Raw genomic sequence first — 19,218 nt, 5'->3', positions numbered from 1 at the left:
ATCTGTAAATAAACGTTTCTGAGGTTACTATAGTCAATAAAATTATAGCATGTTCGATATGCTGAAACTGAAATTAAATTACTAGATAAGCTGTCTTTCAAAAATATTGATTTGTACTGTGAAGGGGACAAGAAGATGCCGTTGGAACTAATTCGTCAGGATATTACAAAAATGCAGGTGGATGCCATTGTAAATGCCGCCAATACAGCTTTGCAAATGGGCGGCGGTGTATGCGGAGCAATTTTTCGTGCTGCAGGTGCCAGTGAGCTCCAGAAGGCATGCGCTAAAATCGGCGGATGCAAGGTAGGAGAAGCGGTTATGACGGAGGGTTTTCAATTAGCTGCTAAATACATCATCCATACTCCTGGCCCCGTTTGGCTGGGAGGAGGAAATCAAGAAGCGAATTTACTAAAAGCCTCTTACATGAACTCTTTAAAACTAGCAAAAGAATACAAATGCGAATCCATCGCTTTTCCATTGATCTCAACAGGAATCTATGGATATCCAAAAGAAGAAGCATTGCAAATTGCGATATCTGTCATCAGTTCCTTTTTACTAGAAAATGACATGCTTGTATATCTCGTTGTGTTCGATAAAAAAGCTTTTGGAATAAGTAATAAGTTGTTTGCATCCATCCATCAATATATTGATGAGCATTATGTTGAGAAAGCAGAAAAGGTATTTGCCCGGAAGCGTATTGAACAATACGATATTATGGAAAGTATGCAGGAATCGGAGATTTTCCACGAGAAAAATTTATCGGAAGAAGATTATTCCTTGGAGAAAAGATTGGATCAACTTGAAGACTCATTTTCAGAACGGCTGCTTCGATTTATCGATGAAAAAGGACTAACAGACGTAGAAACATATAAGCGGGCAAATATCGATCGACGATTATTTTCTAAAATTCGCAACAGCATTGACTATACGCCAACGAAGAAAACAGCTGTTGCCTTTGCGGTGGCATTGAAATTAAATATGGAAGAAACGCTGGAATTATTAACGACTGCAGGATATACATTATCGCACAGCAGTAAATTTGACGTTATTATTCAGTATTTTATGGAGCAAAACAACTATAATATTCATGAAATAAATGAAGCATTATTTGCTTTTGACCAACCATTACTCGGGTCATAAAATGTCGCTTTCGAAGCGACCTTTTTTTATATCATTCTTGTTATTCTAAGTTCATCAAGAAAACGGAGGATGATAAGAATGAAAAGAAATCTAACAGAATTAGTATTTATATTGGATAAAAGCGGATCGATGGCTGGATTAGAGGCTGATACAATCGGTGGCTACAATTCTATGCTGAAGAAACAACAAAAAGCAGAAGGTGAAGCCATTATTACAACGGTACTATTTAATCACCGATACGAATTATTACATGACCGAATAAATATAAGAGGCATATCGCCACTTACTGAAAAAGATTATGAAGTAGGTGGAACTACCGCATTATTGGACGCGATTGGTTCGTCCATTCAAAAGATTGTCAACGTACAAAAGAGAACAAGCGCGGAGGAACGTACAGAAAAGGTGTTATTCGTCATTACAACGGATGGCATGGAAAATGCCAGCTGTGAATACACAACGGAAAAAATTAAGAAAATGATTCAGTTTCAAAAAGAGAAATTTGGTTGGGAGTTTATATTTCTTGGTGCAAATATTGATGCAATTTCAACGGCTGCACAGTTTGGTATAGATGAGGATTTTGCGGTCGATTACCACGCTGACTCAGTAGGAACACAGGTGAATTTCGAAGCAATAAATGAAGCAGTGCAGAATCTGCGCGGGGGTAAGAGGATTGATCGGGCCTGGAAGGAAACGATTGAAAGTGATTACAAACGGTGCATAGCTAAAAACTAGGAGAAAAATTTGAAAATATTTATCTCAAATCAAGAAGTCTGCGTTAAATGCGCAGGCTTTTTTCATATTAACATTAGCTGCAAATGGTGATTAAATCATATTTTAATAAGGTTTTAAAAAAAATGAGTCAGCAATAATAATATTATGTAAACTAAAAAGCAACAACTATTAGATAACTAAACTCCTTAACCTCAGGTTTAGCTATGTTTACTACTCCTCCTAATCTAATTATAGCATATAAAAAATCGCCAATATAGACTGTTTATTCCTATTTACTACTGCTAAAATCAGAAGAATATGATGGGTAGGAGGGATACGGAATGAGTTCTTTGGTTCTGAGCTTTCAGGAAATAGAAAAAACACAGCTTACACTCGTTGGCGGAAAAGGGGTAAATTTAGGGGAATTATCAAGAATCCAAGGAATACAAGTACCAGAAGGATTTTGTATTACAACAACTGGATATCGAAGAACAATTGAACAAAACGAAACGTTTCAAAAATGGCTGGATCAATTGTCCATGCTAAAAGTAGAAGATCGTGATCAAATTAAGAAAATCAGCAGTAATATTCGGCAAATTATTTTGGAAACGGAAATTCCATCCGTTGTGGTGAAAGCAGTTGAGGACTATCTATCTAAGTTTGGCAGGGAACATGCGTATGCAGTACGTTCTAGCGCGACCGCTGAAGATTTACCTCATGCCTCTTTTGCGGGTCAACAAGATACCTATCTTAACATCAGAGGAAAAGATGCGATTTTACAGCATATCAGTAAGTGCTGGGCTTCCCTATATACGGAACGAGCAGTTATGTACCGCATGCAAAATGGGTTTGATCACAGACAGGTTTATTTGTCCGTTATCATTCAAAAGATGGTTTTCCCACAGGCTTCAGGGGTCTTATTCACCGCAGATCCCATTACCTCGAATCGAAAAATACTATCCATCGATACTAGTTTTGGGCTTGGAGAAGCATTGGTTTCCGGCTTGGTAACTCCTGATTGTTATAAGGTAAAGGAAGATAAGATTGTCGAGAAAATGATAGCATCAAAAAAAGTGGCTATCTATGGTCGAAAGGAAGGAGGTACCGAAACAAAGCAGGTTGATCCCGATTTGCAAAGGACTCAAACCCTTACGGAACAGCAAATTTTCCAGCTGGCACACATCGGTAGACAGATTGAAGCATATTTCGGCCAGCCGCAAGATATCGAATGGTGTTTAGTGGATGATACATTTTATATTGTCCAGAGCCGTCCGATCACTACGCTTTTCCCGATCCCTGACACGAATGATCAAGAAAATCACGTTTATATATCGGTCGGCCATCAACAAATGATGACAGATCCTATGAAACCACTGGGACTTTCTTTTTATCTGTTAACGACTCCTGCACCTATGAGAGTAGCGGGCGGAAGGTTGTTTGTGGATGCTACTCGGAATTTGACCTCTTCTTCCACTCGAAAAAATTTTCTGCAACTATTAGAACAACATGAACCGCTGACCCACGACGCACTCATGACAATAGTGGAACGTGAAAATTTTATAAAATTGGTACCAGATGATGAGGAAAAGCCGCAAAGCTCCAGTTCAATCCTTAATAACAAAAAGGAAGACATCTTAAAAGAAACCACCAACGACCCGAGCATTGTTCTTGAATTAATGAAGAGCAATCAAGCATCAATACAAGAGTTAAAACGAAATATTCAAGCAAAATCAGGAGCGGAATTATTTGATTTCATTCTAGAAGATATTAAGCAATTAAAATATCATCTATTTAACCCGAAAAGTTCTGCGTTAATTAGAATTGTAATGAATGCTTCATCCTGGATTAATGAAAATATGAACAAATGGTTAGGAGATAAAAACGCAGCAGACATACTTTCTCAATCCGTTCCGAACAATATCACTTCGGAAATGGGCTTGGAATTAATGGATGTGGCAGATGTGATTCGTCCCTATACCGAGATAATAGAGTACTTACAAGATGTAAAAGATGAAAGCTTTTTAGAGGAACTCGTGAAGTTTGATGGTGGGCTGGAGGTTCAGAATGCAATCAAAGCGTACCTTGAAAAATATGGAATGCGCTGTGTCGGGGAAATCGATATTACAAGAACAAGGTGGAGCGAAAAGCCAGCAACAATCATCCCTATGATTCTGAGTAATATCAGAAACTTTGAGCCTAAGGCCAGTCAGCGGAAATGGGAGCAAGGACGATTGGAGGCTTTGAAAAAAGAGCAAGAGATATTAGAACGGCTGAAGCAATTACCAGATGGGGAACAGAAAGCAGAAGAAACAAAACGAATCATTAACTTGCTACGAAATTTCAGCGGGTACAGAGAATATCCAAAATATGGAATGATTTATCGCTACTTCGTTTATAAACAGGCATTACTGAAAGAAGCGGAACAGCTCATGCAAGCGAACATTATTCAAGAAAAAGAAGATATATATTATCTTACCTTTGAAGAGCTTCATGAAGTCGTTCGTTCTAATAAATTGGATTACCAAATGATTAGCAAGCGAAAGCACGAATATACATTATATGAAAAACTGACTCCTCCACGTGTCATTACGTCAGATGGAGAAATAATTGTTGGGAAGTACAAACGAGAAAACCTCCCGGCAAATTCTATTGTAGGTCTGCCTGTTTCGAACGGAGTGATAGAGGGAAGAGCACGAGTTATCTTTAACGTGGAAGATGCGGAATTGGAAGATGGAGATATATTAGTCACTACCTTTACCGACCCTAGCTGGACCCCATTGTTTGTATCGATAAAAGGCCTAATAACCGAAGTTGGTGGACTCATGACCCATGGAGCTGTTATCGCACGTGAATATGGCCTGCCAGCAATTGTCGGTGTGGAAAATGCTACGAAATTAATCAAGGATAGGCAAAGGATAAGAGTAAATGGTACAGATGGGTATATAGAAGTACTATAGTAAAATCAAAAGAAGAGAATAGGAATGAGGTATTTGATGAATTGAAGAATGTAGTGAAGTACTCAACTAGAAAATTGCGCTAATGAGCAAATATAATTAGCGTTTTAATATGAAATTCACACTTTTGAATTTCACCTAGCACCTTTTGATTTTTGCTTAGGAATAGTGGCAAAAAGAAATCCACATAGTGATAACAATTGGACTTTAAATAAATAGATGAACTTCATAGGATGAGAAGGTCCACAATATCCAAATCATCAAACATATTGGCAAAGTGACTGAACCATCAAATACATCCTCATAGTGATCACGGGTTAAATTTTATCTATAGGATAACTTTCCGGCACTTTACACATATGCTTCTGGACGGCAGAATCAATTAGGATAGGAAGTTGTGGACCGAAGTCAATTGCTTTTAAACTTATCTCGCGCAAATATCTTATTAGAGTGCTGGTGGAAAAAGTAAGAGTTGGCCCCGAATGGCCAACTCTATATAATGATTACTTGATTGTAATTGTCAGCGAGTTATAATTATTTCCTTTGCTCTGCGGGTTGTAGTTTTTCTCAATATTTCCGGCTGCGTCAACCGCGAAATACTTGATTGTGGTTGTTTTGTCAATTTTAAAAGTTTCCGCAGATTCACGAATTCCATTCAACTGCACTTTTTTCGAATGAAAATCAGGGCGACTGCCATCAAGGGTGTAATAGACTGTCGCTGGCTCGCTGGTTTCAAATTTCACTTCGACAGGTCCGGTATACTTGCCGTTCCCCGGTACCGCTTTAGACGATGGCGGCTGATGGTCTTTCGCATTGTTATAGGCAACTTTTAACAGACCGATTAAACCATTGGAAAATTCCATCGCCTCTTCATGACCCTCAGAAAACGGCGGCTGGAATCCAACCGATTCCCATCTGTTTTTATCCTTATTCCATAAATCAGCTCCAACTTCGAAGTCCCAAGCATAGATTCCTTTCTCATACCATAGGTAATCGGCTGAGTTACCCGCTGCAGAGTAGAGAACATCCGGGATTTGCCCGGTTTGGCCAGGGAGAATGACGGTTCCGCGGTAGTCCTGAATATCGTTTAAAATAGTGTTCGACGCTGCCCAGTAAAAGGCATCCTGACCGGCATCCGGGCTTGGCAGGGTTACGCGGTCTGGAGTATATGCCCCTGGTGCCCACATAAAGTAGCCGCCGTAGCTATGGATATTCATCGCGAACTTAAGGTTTGGATATTGGTCCGCCAGCCATACTATATTCTTAGCTTCTGGTTCGGAGGTTTCCGCTGGTCCTGCATAGGTGCTGCTTCGGCATTGTGTAGTAGAAGCCCCGACGTAGCCGTCAAATGCAGACCCGACCGAATGGTTTCGGTTTATGTCAACCCCCCAAGAAGTACTGTATCCTGGATCTGATTCCGTTGGGCCGCAGTAGTTGGTCATATTTTTCCGCTGCATATTGTAATCATAGAAACTATAATTGGCTCCATCCGGATTGGTGCTAGGTACTAAGAAAATATCTAGATTATTAACAAGTTTTTTTGTTTCAGCATCATGATCATAGTTGCGCAGTAACCTCTCAGCTGTTTCAATCGTGACAAGAGGTGTTACCCATTCGCGGGCATGTTCTTGAGCATATCCAAGAACGCCTGGCTTAGAGCCATCACTGTGTTTGCCAATGCGGATGGCTTTAACTGTGAACGGATCACGGGAAACATTTGCAGGAGCTTTTAAATTATCGGTTAAATTTGCAGTTGCCGGTGAAACAACACCGGTTCCGCTATTGCCACGGTATGTTGTCGCGGTTACCAGACTGTCAGCATGTGAATTTAGGGCATCCACTACTTGTTTTGCCGTACTTATGCTTTTACCTGAAGAATCGGTGGCCAAATCTACTATTATTTTTTTGTTTTTAACTGTTACATGAAGAGGAGTATTATTGGCACCAGGATTTTTGAATTCAACTGATATCTCATTTCCGCCTTCGTGACCCCATGCTTTTGAGGAAACGACAACAGAAGTATTAGTAGTTGAACCGATAGTCGCCTGGGCAAGCCGTCTATAACCTTTCGTTTTATTCGGCATATCAATGATTTCTACTAAATCAGGAAACTCTTTTGCGAGCTTGACGATACGCTCGTACAATTCATTTGGTGCCATATAATGGTCGATAAAGTCCGTGACATAGGTTGTTTGCGGGGTGCCTGGCTTATCAGCTCCCAGCCATTGTGTCACTGCACTTGAAGCAGATCCCCCAAGATTGCTGTCAATTGTTACGGAAGCCGGAATGGCGCTAATCGGCAGAAGTAAATAGTGATACATATACTTTTCGGCGTCTACAAATCTTAATAAAGTCGCGGATTGTTCCGCTCCGTTCTCTGTCCAGGTAGCTTTAAGGGCGGTGCTGGCGGTTTCTCCAGCACTGGTTTTTGCCTCGATATAGAGGAAGGTACCGGATTGATTGGTAAAATGATTGGCACGTAAAATTTTTACAGAATCTTCTGTAGCCGTTAAGCTAGACTGAAGTTGAACGGCTTCCTGTCTTTCTGCCACCCTGGCATTCCATTGTTCTTTTGTAAACACTGTTTCCTTCGCCTTGATACCATAGCTTGCAAGCATTGTTAACTCGGATGGGGTAACAACGGCATCCACTTCATACATTCCATTTTTTTTCGTAATGTGCTCTGTTAAGTCAATCCCCACCTCCAACAACTTGTCCTTGGCTTGTTCATTTGGTACCTGGAGAGTTACAATCGAGACGGTTTCCTCTTTTGGAATGGGCAAATCCGTCTCATCTGCCTTAGAGGGGGCGCTCAGACCGGGATAGAGAACCGAGATACCAAGGACGGTCATGGTGGCCAGGACCATTATATTCTTTTTCCAATTCCTTTTTTTTCGCACTTTCATACGCACCTCCAAATTTTCATTTCTTTTTAATGCAATTTTAATTCTAATCTAATTATTTAGAATATTATGTCGGAAATTAATTTCAAAGGACATGTTTCTTTCAACAAATATTTCGTCTATCTAAAGTTTCTATCAACAAATATTGAGGCTGGGACACAACGCAGTGAAAATCAAAAAAACGCATGAAATCAAATTTAAAAACCTTGATTTCATGCGTTTTTGCTTTCGTAGATTTAACCAATTTCAATGATTTTTTTACTTATGTCCTAGCCTCTGATGCTAATTATTTTCGCGAGGGTTGCTTTGGGCGTACTAAAGTGGAAGATAACGAATATATAAATTGGTAACTCTTATTTCTTCCATTACAGTTCATGATAGTACGAAAGGAAAATGGATCATCAATAGTTCACAAATCCTTCATCATAGTGGATTACTTGTTGGAAAATAAAACCAACATGAATAACAAAGATTTTACCGACAAAAATATTGAATAATTATATTTGATAATGTTATAATAAAAATTTTGATAAAAATATTATGTGTGTTATAATAAAGGAGGCTTTAAATTCGGAGGTGTTCTAGATGTTTCATGTTGGAGATTCCATTGTTTATCCAATGCAAGGTGCAGGTCTCATTGAAGCAATAGAAGAAAAGGAAATTCTAGGTCAGAAACATAGGTATTATATGATAAGTATGCCTTTCAAACGATTGCAAGTAATGGTACCTGTTGACAAAGTACAAAAATCACGCATTCGCTTGGTTGCAGATGAACCTACACTTAAACACGTTTTGGACATCTTTCAACACGGTGAAACAGACACAAATCTTTCCATGAAAGAAAGATACAAGATTAATACGGAGAAGTTGAGAACGGGTGATTTTCAAGAGGGAGCAGAAGTTGTACGTGATTTAATGCGCTTAAACAAAAAGAAACCTCTCAATGCAAGTGAAAAGCAAATGCTAGACAACGCACGGAAAATCTTCACTAGTGAACTGGGCATTATTAGAGGAATCACGGAAAGTCAGGCGAATGAATTGTTAGACAAAAGGGTTGGATGAGTGCTGTTTATGCTTCTTGATTTTAAATGAACGTTTAAAATGAGGAGACATAAGGTATTTTGGGAAACCTTTATGCATTCTTCAAGGGAATAGATTGCAGTAGCATCCAGATCCATGGGTGCTTTTTTAATAAGGTTTTTTAGCTGGGTTCATGGTATAGATGGACACAGATTAATTTAAAACGACTTCCTTTCGTATACAAATAACAACGGACAATTGGAAAGAGGAGATCACTCCTTATCTTAGAAAAATAGAATCGTATGATGAGAAATTCATGGTATTAGCTCGATTTCAAGAGTACCTAGCAGGAGGTGAAGATGGGGGAGTATATGGAATACTTCCCTTAGATGTGCTATTTTATAGCACTCAATAAATGAATCAAGAGCAAGGTTACCGGTGCAAAACAAGGTGCTCCGAAAAGGATACTTATATTTAATTCTTCATTTTATACATCTTGTCTTTACTCCTATTTCTTAAACTAGGCATTTCCGTCCAGAGTTAATTTATCTATTTAACCGTGATTCCCAATAATATTAAACTATTTCACCGTAAGGTACATACGACTGTCACTATTATTTCCTGCATATACAATATTTGTTTTAAATTGCAAACGTTCTAAATATAGTTTACATTACATATATATCGAAACGTTTTGCACGGAGGTTTTATAGATGGCAACGATGAAGGACATTTCCAAAAAAGCTAATGTTTCACTGTCCACAGTATCAGCAGTAATTAATCAATCAGCATATGTCAGTCCTGAACTTACTAAAAGAGTACAAGACGCAATTGCAGAACTTAATTACAGACCGAATGCTGTCGCACGGAGCTTAAAAAAGAAAAGCACGAACACCATTGGGGTCATCGTGACCGATATCTTAAATCCATTCTATCCGCCAATGATTAAAGGGATTGAGGATGTAGCATTTGATCATAATTTTAATGTTATCCTATGCAATACCTCCAATGAACATAGGAGAATTTCTACTTATTTAGAACTAATGTTGGAGAAGCAGATAGACGGTCTTCTCTTAGCTAATATCGCAACAACGGAAGATTTAAAAGAAATCGAAAAAACTGGGTTGAAATACGTTTTAATCAATCGAAAACCTCCTTTTTATGATAAAAATTTTGTTGGTATTAATAATATATTGAGTACAGAATTAGCTGTAAATCATTTAGTAGGTCAAGGATATAAAAGAATTGCCTTTTTTGGAGGGAATTTAAAAATTAATACAGCAAGGGAAAGAAGATCCGGATTTATAAGCTGCATGAATCAAAATGGTTTAGAAGTGGATCCAACGCTCATCTTTGAAGGGGAATATACTCTGGAATCGGGATACACTAACGTAAAAAAGATGCTCAAAGAAGTAGATGCATTACCAGATGCTATATGTGCAGTAAGTGACGTAGTAGCATTCGGGGTGATTAAAGGTCTACGGGAAGCCGGAATTCGTGTTCCGGAAGATATTGCAGTCATTGGAAATGATAATAGTGCTTTTTCTGAGAATTTTCTCGTTCCTTTATCCAGTGTCGATCATTCTACATATGAAATGGGTAAGTTATCCATGGAATTGCTTTTGCAGATAATTAAGGAAAAGCATGAAATCACACCTAGACAGATTATATTAACACCATCTTTAGTTGTTCGCGAAAGCTGTGGGTACGAGAAAAAACATTGGGTACAATGAATAACCTCGTTTAATCTCATCTAAATATCCTTTTTTGAGCATTCCAGTCCATCTTATCTGGGCTGGGAATTTTGCTCTTCTATAAAATTTCTCCTCTATAAAGAATAAGTAACTCTTTGCATCTCCTCTCATTCCATTTTTAAGAATAGTGTAAAAAATTTGATTAAATTAGAAAAAAAGATTGATTTTCATTCCATTAGTAAATTATACTTAATTCATATTTAGCGAAACGTTTCGTTGAAAAATATGTTGTTATATACATTTTAATTCCGTATGAGCATTTAAGTTTTTCCTATTTGCATAAGAAAACTACTCAAAATAGTATAATTTAGAAGTCAAAAGAAGATAAACTTCAAAAAATAGGGGTTTTAGATTACTGTTTATTTTTCACTTTTTAGCGAAACGTTTCGTTATATTACATCCATTTTCCTTAAGGAGGAATTATGTTGGAAAAATTAATCATTACCGTTGCTCCGACTGGATCACAGACAACACGCGAACATACACCATATTTGCCGCTTTCACCGAAGGAAATTGCGGATTCTGTTTATGAAGCTTGGCAAGCAGGTGCGTCTATCGCTCATATTCACGTAAGGGATGAAAGCGGTAACAATACACTTGATTTAAATACTTACAGAGAAGTAGTGGATCGTATCCAGGATAAATGTGATATCATTATCAACTTAACAACAGCCGGCGGTATTGTCATGAACGATGAAGATCGTCTGCGAGTTTGTGAACTGTGCTCTGAAATGGCAACATTTGATGCGGGTACTTTGAATTTCGGATCTGGTGTTTTCCATAATACACCGACTTTTTTAGAGCGTTTGGCTGCAAAATTGAAAGAAAATCGCATTAAGCCCGAAATTGAAGTTTTCGATGTAGGGATGATTGAAAATACGAAGAGGATTATCAAAAAGGGTCTTATGGATCCACCATTTCATTTTCAATTCGTTCTGGGCATACATGGAGGAATGCCAGCAACACCAAAAAACTTACTGTTCCTATCTGAAAGTATTCCCCAAGGTTCCACATGGTCCGCAATTGGGGCAAGTAAGGACCAATTAACGATTAATACCATGAGTATTTTAATGGGAGGACATGTCCGCGTAGGTATGGAGGATAGTGTTTATTTCCGAAAAGGGGAATTAGCGAAAACAAATGCTCAATTTGTTGATAGAATCGTAGATTTGTCTGGTATTTTAGGAAGAGAAGTAGCCACTCCGAATGAGGCAAGGAAAATATTAGGCTTGGATCAATTAAGTAGTCAAACATTAAACAATGAGTCTGAAGTAGTAAAGTAAATGACTTATAAAGGATATTGTAATCGATTACATTTTTGAAGCGATTTTTAAGGGTAAAGTTGAACCCATCAATAAATCTGGATTCATAATCCTGTCAACCACATTCAACAAGGAGGAGCACTTATGAGAGTTGCTATCATGGGTTCAGGTTCCTTAGGTACGATAATTGGAGCCATGATTACCGCAGGAGGACAACAAGTAGATTTAATAGATATCAACAAGGAACACGTAGATGCATTAAACCAATCCGGTGCAAAGATAACTGGTTTTATCAATCTTCAAGTACCAGTAAAGGCATTGTTACCTGAAGAATTGACCGGTGAGTATGATTTGGTCTTTTTACTAACAAAACAGGTATACAACCAAGCGACTTTAGATGAAATACTTCCGCATCTGCATTCCGACAGTATCGTTTGTACGTTACAAAACGGTGTACCGGAAGATTTTGTAGCATCTTATATCGGACGCGAAAGAACAATTGGAGGCGTAGTAGGGTTTGGTGCAACATGGTTAGGACCTGGTGTTTCAGAACTTGCAACGGAAGAACATACTCTTAAGAGTTATGCATTTGACATTGGCGAGTTAGATGGATCCATCACTCCACGTCTTCAGGAAGTAAAAAAAGTACTGGATCTAGTCGGTCATTGTCATATCTCCGATAATATCATGGGCATCAAATGGGCAAAGTTGTTAATGAATGCAACCTTTAGTGGGATGTCTGCTGCGTTAGGCTGCCGATTTGGGGATGTATTAGCTAGTGAGAAGGCAATGTTTAGCTTAGCCCATATTGCAGATGAAACGATCAAAGTTGCACATGCACACGGCATTAAATTGGAAGTAATGCAAGGAAAAGATATGGAGTTTCTAGAGCTCCAGGATGAAAATGATATACCAAATAAAATGGACTTTTACCGAGAGGTTTGGACACCGCACAGTCAAACGAAGGCAAGTATGTTACAAGACTTGGAGAAAAATAGAAAGAGCGAAATCGACTTTATCAACGGTTTTGTCAGTAAAAAGGGGAAAGAAGCAGGTATTAAAACTCCGTACAATGATTTAGTTGTTACATTAGTGAAAAAAGCGGAGGAAAAAGGGTATCCTCCAACGTTCAATGACAATATTAAACATTTTGATTCGAGTTGCATCAAAGGATAAGCTTCTATTTGTTTTTCAAAGAAAAATAGTATAGAAAGTGGAGAGAACATGATTAAAAAAATAGCGGTCATTGGTGCAGGTACAATGGGGCATGGCATTGCAGAAGCTTTTGCCATGTATGGTTATGACGTTCATTTATATGATACAGACGAGAAGAAATTAAAGGCAGCTTTAAAAGAAATCGAAGAAGAACTTCATATACTCGCTCAAGAAAGCTTTATCAATCCACACTCTGTAGGGTTAACGCTTGATAGGATTTCTATATTTATAGATTTAAAAGAAGCAGTCAAAGATCGTGATTATGTTATTGAGGCCATTCCGGAAATTTTAGAGCTAAAACAAGGGCTTTTTAAGAAATTGGATGAATATTGTCCTGCACATACGATATTGGCTAGCAATACATCAAGTTTGAGTTTAACCAAAATGGTGGAGCAAATTAGTGAACAGCGGAAAGAACGAGTCATCATCAATCACTGGTATAATCCAGCTCACTTGATGCCACTAGTAGAGCTATCTTATTTTGGCAATATGCCGAATCATCTGTTTAAGGAAGTAGAACAATTATATCAATCTATCAAAAAACAAACGGTGAAGGTTCTGAAAGATATACCTGGTCTTATTGCAAACAGAATACAACAAGGCATTGCACGGGAAGTTTTCTCCCTAATGGAAATGGGGGTAGCGACCTCGGACGATATTGATAAAGCACTAAAGTTTGGCCCGGCATTCCGATATGCAACAACTGGACAATTAGAGATTGCCGATTTAGGTGGACTTGATATTTGGTGCACAGTCGGGGACAACCTCCTAAAGGTTATGGATCATTCCCAGCAAGCTAATGAGCTGCTTAGGCAAAAAGTAGCAGAAGGCAAATTAGGGATGAAATCAGGGAAAGGATTTTATGAATACAAGGAAGCAGATATTTCAGTGATAAAAAACTGGTTTGCCAAAAAACTAATCCATCAATTGAAAGCATCAGAATTTTACATTGATTAGCTTGAGCGTTCTTAAAAACTATTATTCTATAAGCGACCATTCTCAATAGGGGGGATGTCCCTATTGAGATAAATGAAATTACTCGTATCAGTATCAAAGTGAAAAACCTCAATTTTATAAGGAAGGAAGTGTTACTATTATGCCAATTATAGCTTTGGCATTAGGAATCGTAATCCTGTTTATTTTGGTCATCGTCTTTAAGCTTAACGCTTTTCTCTCTCTCATGATATCTGCCATTTGTGTAGGACTTATCCAAGGGATGGCCCCATTAGAAATCGTTACATCGATTGAAACGGGACTAGGGGGAACACTAGGACATTTAGCCATCATTATCGGATTGGGTGCCATTTTTGGAAAAATCATCTCTGAGGGCGGCGGAGCAAACAGAATCGCATCTACTCTGATTAAAATGTTTGGTGAAAAAAGAGTAGATTGGGCGATTTGTATTGCGTCCTTTCTTCTGGGAATCATTTTATACTATGAAGTTAGTTATATACTGATTATTCCAATCGTATACACCGTTGCAAATGAGGCAAAGGTAAAACTGATGAAAGTTGGGATCCCGTTTTTAGCAGGAATCTCCATCACACATGTTTTCTTACCCCCACATCCAGGACCAACTGCCATCGCATCCGCTTTAGGTGCAAATATAGGTGTTGTACTCGGGTATGGCATGATTCTCGCCATTCCTGCTGCACTTATTTTCGGACCGCTATTTACAAAGCTTTATAAAAATTGGGATATCCAAATTCCAAGTCATTTAGTATCAAAGAAAGAATTCAACATGAAGGAAGTCCCATCCTTTGCAACTTCTGTTCTTACAACTTTACTTCCCGTTATTTTAATTTTACTAGGGGTAATTGCGGAATTCTGGTTACCAAAATCCTCTATCATGTATAAAATATTAACCTTTATCGGAAATGCTGATATAGCTTTACTTATTTCACTTCTGGTTGCCATATATGTATTTGGTCTATATAAGAAAAGAAAGACAATGTCCGAATTAATGAAAATCGTCGAATCAGCCCTAATCTCGATGGGAGGAATCATATTCATTCTCGGCGGTGGTGGTGCTTTTAAACAAGTTATACTGGATAGTGGAATGGCAAAATATATTGCTGATTTTACAAGCGGATGGAATATCTCGCCATTTATATTAGCTTGGATTATCGCCCTTATTATCCGTATCGCTGTAGGATCTGCAACCGTTACCGTATTAACGACTGCTGGAATCATGCTGCCCATTATCCATGCAACTGGTGTTAACCCTGAATTAATGGTGCTCGCAATTGGAAGCGCTTCAATAGCGTGGGCACCACCAAGTGATGTATCCTTCTGGATGACAAAAGAATACTTTAATCTGACCATTGGGCAAACCATTAAGTCTGTTTGTTTTATGTACACCCTTGTTGCGATTTACGGAATACTTGGAGTTCTCACCTTGAACGCGGTGTTGGGTTAAGTATAGGAGTTTTGGAAGAAGGTTGAAAAGCAGGGGACAACTTGTCATTGCTAAATGTCTATTTTGTCCTCTATTAAAATGTTTTTATTAAACTATTAAAATAATGAGTAAAAAAGGCGGGAGATTTGATATGAAGCTTGAAGGGAAAGTAGTCATAATTACTGGCGGAGCCGGTGGTCTTGGGAAAGAAGCCAGTTTGCTATTTGCCAGTGAAGGGGCACATGTTGTAGTTGCCGACTATAATAAGGAAGCAGCTGAAGAAATAGCGAATGGGGTTAATGGTCTTGGATTAGCGGTTGACGTCTCTAACCGTGAACAAGTAGATAGGTTGGTAAATGAGGTAATAGACAGATATGGAAAAATTGATATCTTGATTAATAATGCTGGAATTACGATGGACTCTACCCTTGTTAAGATGAATCAAGAACAGTGGGAACACGTTATCGCAATAAATCAAACGGGGGTATTTCATTGCACACAAGCCGTTGTACCTCATATGCTTCAAGCAGGGTACGGGAGAATTATCAATACAAGCAGTATAGTTGGGAGAATGGGGAATTTTGGTCAAACCAACTATGCCGCAACCAAAGCTGCTGTCATTGCCATGACACAAACATGGGCAAAAGAGCTGGGTCGGAAAGGAATTAATGTGAACGCCGTAGCTCCTGGCTTTATCATGACCCCTATGACAGAAAAAATGCCAGAAAAAGTTCTCCAGGGAATGAAAGAAAAAGTATCATTACAACGACTTGGAACACCAAGGGATATTGCAAATACATATTTATTCCTGGCAAGTGATGATTCCAGCTATATTAATGGAGCAGTTATTCCGGTGGATGGTGGGCTTTCTATATAAAAGTGGGACGAGGGGACAGGTACCTTGTCCCATTTTTTTTAAAGTTAGGAAAACGTGAGAACCGTCCCTGTGTTTTTTCTAGAGGAAATGGGGTAATCACGTTTCGGGAAATGAAGAAGGAGTTTAATTGTTTTCCTGCAATAGCTGGTTATTATGTGAAGGAAACATTGGCGGGTCCTGCCGTTTCGATAATATAAATATGCTTTCTAATGAAGTGTAATTACATGAACCCGCTCCTTTTGTCTAATAAAAAGTTTCAACAATAAGAGCAACAATTCTACATGGATCAATGCCATGTTTAGGTAAATAACATCATAATATCCAGGTTAGAAGAAGGGCAATGAACAAACTTTGACCAAAAAGAACTCCGTAAACTTTACTCCCACTAATTGATCTATTTAATAAAAGTTTATTTACTACGAAACTAATGGTGATAACTATAGCATAAGTAATAATTAATGTTAATACAAATTCATATAACATGAAGTTTCATCCCCTCATCGGCAAATTCGAATCTAAAAAAGCAGGTACTTTACTGCACCCAAAAGCTGAAAGAGAAAAATCGGTTAAAGCCTTCGCAAATCCTGTATTCCTACTTTTTCTCTCGATTATTTTCCATTAATGAACCTGCAATCGCTGCAAAAATATCCCCAATCAAAGTAATAAATGCACTCAACATAATACCACCTTAAATATCAAATTTTGTATACTTACGTTTAACGACCCATTTAGGTTTCAAAAAAACAAAGGGACGGTTCTTGTGTTTCGATGCGACGAGGGGACAGGTACGTTGTCCCACTTATATCTTTAAGATAGTAAACGTGAGAACCGTCCCTATGTTTCCACAATTTATGATAAAATTTAATGATCATAATATATAGTTAATTTACATAGAACAATCGGGGTGATACATGATGGAAATTCGAGATTTATTTTAGTTAGAAAATGATGCAACCTTCCAGCAACTTAATCAGCAAGTAAATTCTTTCAATACCTTAAAAATATTAAAATTAGAAAACCACGAAATTCGTCATTCCAATATTTTGGCGTGGCTGCTGAATCCAAAAGAAAATCATGGCTTACGTGACTATTTTTTACGGAAAATGATGGAGCATCTGATTCTAATAGATGAAAACAGTAATAATCCTCAGTATGAAACAGTTGGTGAAATTCTAAACCATTCCTTAATGGAAAGCCATGTATATCGTGAAGTTAAAACGGATAAAAACCGATATATAGATTTACTCATTGTGAATCAACAGTTAAAATCGATTCTTCTGATTGAAAATAAATTCTATTCCACAGAATCTAAAAATCAATTAGATGATTATTTTAATTATATTCATCAAACATTTGAAGGTTTTACAATCATTCCAATTTACTTAACACTGGATGGGGAAGAGCCTTCAAATGAACAATATTTTATCCTTACCTATGAGCGAATCCAATCAATCTTACATACTATTTTAATGTTATATCAGGATCAACTCAGTGATAATGTTTACAAATTCCTTGAAGATTACAATCAAATATTGAAGGAAAAATTTTATCCAAATCAAGATCAAATTATGCAAGCAATTGATATATACCGTAATTATAAGCCGACGATTGATACACTCTTTGAAGAAACTTCTGTACTTAATAAGGTTTTACAGTTTGAATCTGGGTATCAATTTGAATTCATGATGAAATATAAAAATACGATTAACTATATTTTCAAACATGGGCAAAACATCTTGTCCTATAGTTTTGAACAATTCATACGGCAGCAATTTCATGGAGAAGTTCTTTCCAATGCACACCCAACTGTTCCTAATTTGGTACCTCCTGAATGGGAAGGTATTAGTCAAATTTCATTACGGGATCCAAATTATTGGTTAGGGAAAGGTTTAATTGTATGGTTTGAACAAACAAATGATAGCCGGTTACGTTTGATAGCTGAAATCGGACCAATGGAATATGAAGGACGACTTTGGCTCCTAGAACAATTAGAAAAAATCGGATTGACATTTAAAGAGAGTTCAAAATTAGAAAAGGCACGGTATACAAGATTTTTTTCACTCAAGATGGATGTTAATAAGTGGGATGATATGACCGAGCTTACCCAAGCAATGGTAGATTTATATAATAGTCCGGAGTTTACTTTATTACGCAAACAGGTTGCTGCAATATTAAATCATGAAAATCCGGTAAGAGAAGAAATGACGAAATCTGTGAAAAGTTCCTCATTAGATGAAATGAAATTACAAGTGCAACTTGCATTTAAAAAATGGATACAATCTAAAAATATTCCTGAATCAGATTATCGTGTGTCTTCTCAAAAAATATCTTTTAAAATTCCATTGTTTGATCAGTTCAAAGAGAAATTAGGGGAAACCAGAGAAAAATGGTGGTGGCATAATGGACCATTTCTATTTTGGATGAATATAAATCCAAATTCTTTATATTTCACCTTGGAAGTTGGCCCAATTGAAGCAGATCAACGTGTGCTGTTAATGGAAAGTATGAAAGAAAAAGGTATTAAATTTAAATCAACAGGACTTAAACCAGATGCTAAATTTAGTAAAATTCACACTGAAACAATCTCCATTGAAGGACTAAGCGAATCTGAGCTAATACAGGTTTTCGATACTATATATAACAACAAAGATTTGCAGGAAATTTTAGAAAAGCTACAAATGATTTACGATGAAATTGTTAGTAAGGTGGAATAGATATTAATAAATTTGGAATTGTTAATCCCATGTTCAACTAGAACATGGGATTAACATGTATTGCTATAACATAATTTGAAAGAACGGATTAGTTTTTTGGCTTTTGTGATGCAGATCACTGGCTACGGCATGGTAGTTCTAAATCAAAATCAACATAAAATATACAGAAAGATACATAATTCAATTAATAAAATAGCAAAGCTTTTACAAATGCATCTGAAATTGTCTAATCCCCTTAATTCATTCTGTTTCCTCAAACGTGACATTATA

11 protein-coding genes and 1 pseudogene are annotated in these 19,218 nt (G+C 37.5%); 11 read left to right on the top strand and 1 reads right to left on the bottom strand.

Annotated features, from left to right (window positions below):
• Window positions 1-135 precede the first annotated feature (135 nt).
• The 3 genes from CWO92_RS08495 (at window position 136) to ppsA (ending at window position 4,808) form a co-directional block, all read left to right on the top strand.
• On the top strand, window positions 136-1,140 hold the full coding sequence (locus CWO92_RS08495) for a macro domain-containing protein (RefSeq protein WP_101353782.1): 1,005 nt from the start codon (window positions 136-138) through the stop codon (window positions 1,138-1,140).
• A gap of 78 nt (window positions 1,141-1,218) precedes the next feature.
• Window positions 1,219-1,872: a vWA domain-containing protein gene (locus CWO92_RS08490; protein ID WP_101353781.1), complete on the top strand. Its 654-nt coding sequence runs from the start codon at window positions 1,219-1,221 to the stop codon at window positions 1,870-1,872.
• A gap of 320 nt (window positions 1,873-2,192) precedes the next feature.
• Complete coding sequence (gene ppsA, locus CWO92_RS08485; protein WP_101353780.1) at window positions 2,193-4,808, top strand: phosphoenolpyruvate synthase; 2,616 nt, start codon at window positions 2,193-2,195, stop codon at window positions 4,806-4,808.
• 500 nt (window positions 4,809-5,308) lie between these two features.
• Here the strand turns inward: ppsA and CWO92_RS08480 are convergent, their stop codons facing one another.
• Window positions 5,309-7,711 carry a M14 family metallopeptidase gene (locus CWO92_RS08480; RefSeq protein ID WP_101353779.1) on the bottom strand — a complete coding sequence of 801 codons (2,403 nt, stop codon included), beginning with the start codon at window positions 7,709-7,711 and terminating at the stop codon, window positions 5,309-5,311.
• Window positions 7,712-8,293: 582 nt separating this feature from the next.
• Between CWO92_RS08480 and CWO92_RS08475 the strand changes: the two genes are divergently transcribed.
• The 8 genes and pseudogenes from CWO92_RS08475 to CWO92_RS08435 all read left to right on the top strand — a co-directional run.
• Window positions 8,294-8,770 (top strand): CarD family transcriptional regulator, encoded by a 477-nt coding sequence (locus CWO92_RS08475; protein ID WP_101353778.1) that lies wholly within the window; start codon window positions 8,294-8,296, stop codon window positions 8,768-8,770.
• Window positions 8,771-9,441: 671 nt separating this feature from the next.
• The gene (locus CWO92_RS08470) at window positions 9,442-10,461 is read left to right on the top strand and encodes a LacI family DNA-binding transcriptional regulator (RefSeq protein WP_101353777.1); all 1,020 of its coding nucleotides are present in this window, start codon (window positions 9,442-9,444) and stop codon (window positions 10,459-10,461) included.
• A 446-nt stretch (window positions 10,462-10,907) separates the two neighbouring features.
• Window positions 10,908-11,765: a beta-keto acid cleavage family enzyme gene (locus CWO92_RS08465; protein ID WP_101353776.1), complete on the top strand. Its 858-nt coding sequence runs from the start codon at window positions 10,908-10,910 to the stop codon at window positions 11,763-11,765.
• 123 nt (window positions 11,766-11,888) lie between these two features.
• Entirely contained in the window at window positions 11,889-12,920 is a 1,032-nt protein-coding gene (locus CWO92_RS08460; RefSeq protein ID WP_101353775.1) for a ketopantoate reductase family protein, read from the top strand.
• 48 nt (window positions 12,921-12,968) lie between these two features.
• Window positions 12,969-13,916, top strand: coding sequence for a 3-hydroxyacyl-CoA dehydrogenase family protein (locus tag CWO92_RS08455; RefSeq protein ID WP_101353774.1), 948 nt, complete (start codon window positions 12,969-12,971; stop codon window positions 13,914-13,916).
• A 139-nt stretch (window positions 13,917-14,055) separates the two neighbouring features.
• Window positions 14,056-15,378 (top strand): gluconate:H+ symporter, encoded by a 1,323-nt coding sequence (locus CWO92_RS08450; protein WP_101353773.1) that lies wholly within the window; start codon window positions 14,056-14,058, stop codon window positions 15,376-15,378.
• 130 nt (window positions 15,379-15,508) lie between these two features.
• Window positions 15,509-16,234 (top strand): beta-ketoacyl-ACP reductase, encoded by a 726-nt coding sequence (locus CWO92_RS08445; protein ID WP_101353772.1) that lies wholly within the window; start codon window positions 15,509-15,511, stop codon window positions 16,232-16,234.
• A 998-nt stretch (window positions 16,235-17,232) separates the two neighbouring features.
• Window positions 17,233-18,948: pseudogene (locus CWO92_RS08435) on the top strand (PDDEXK-like family protein); the annotation flags it as partial.
• Window positions 18,949-19,218 lie beyond the last annotated feature (270 nt).

Source organism: Heyndrickxia camelliae, from assembly GCF_002844575.1.
GTDB classification, from domain to species: domain Bacteria; phylum Bacillota; class Bacilli; order Bacillales; family Bacillaceae_C; genus Margalitia; species Margalitia camelliae.
Note: the sequence above shows the minus strand (reverse complement) of the source record. Positions and strands in the feature narration are given on the sequence as shown.

Coding starts and splice junctions, on each gene's coding strand:
- CWO92_RS08490 (WP_101353781.1), top strand. CDS start 1,219: ATGAAAAGAAATCTAACAGAATTAGTATTTATATTGGATAAAAGCGGA.
- CWO92_RS08475 (WP_101353778.1), top strand. CDS start 8,294: ATGTTTCATGTTGGAGATTCCATTGTTTATCCAATGCAAGGTGCAGGT.
- CWO92_RS08480 (WP_101353779.1), bottom strand. CDS start 7,711: ATGAAAGTGCGAAAAAAAAGGAATTGGAAAAAGAATATAATGGTCCTG.
- CWO92_RS08470 (WP_101353777.1), top strand. CDS start 9,442: ATGGCAACGATGAAGGACATTTCCAAAAAAGCTAATGTTTCACTGTCC.
- ppsA (WP_101353780.1), top strand. CDS start 2,193: ATGAGTTCTTTGGTTCTGAGCTTTCAGGAAATAGAAAAAACACAGCTT.
- CWO92_RS08460 (WP_101353775.1), top strand. CDS start 11,889: ATGAGAGTTGCTATCATGGGTTCAGGTTCCTTAGGTACGATAATTGGA.
- CWO92_RS08445 (WP_101353772.1), top strand. CDS start 15,509: ATGAAGCTTGAAGGGAAAGTAGTCATAATTACTGGCGGAGCCGGTGGT.
- CWO92_RS08495 (WP_101353782.1), top strand. CDS start 136: ATGCCGTTGGAACTAATTCGTCAGGATATTACAAAAATGCAGGTGGAT.
- CWO92_RS08455 (WP_101353774.1), top strand. CDS start 12,969: ATGATTAAAAAAATAGCGGTCATTGGTGCAGGTACAATGGGGCATGGC.
- CWO92_RS08450 (WP_101353773.1), top strand. CDS start 14,056: ATGCCAATTATAGCTTTGGCATTAGGAATCGTAATCCTGTTTATTTTG.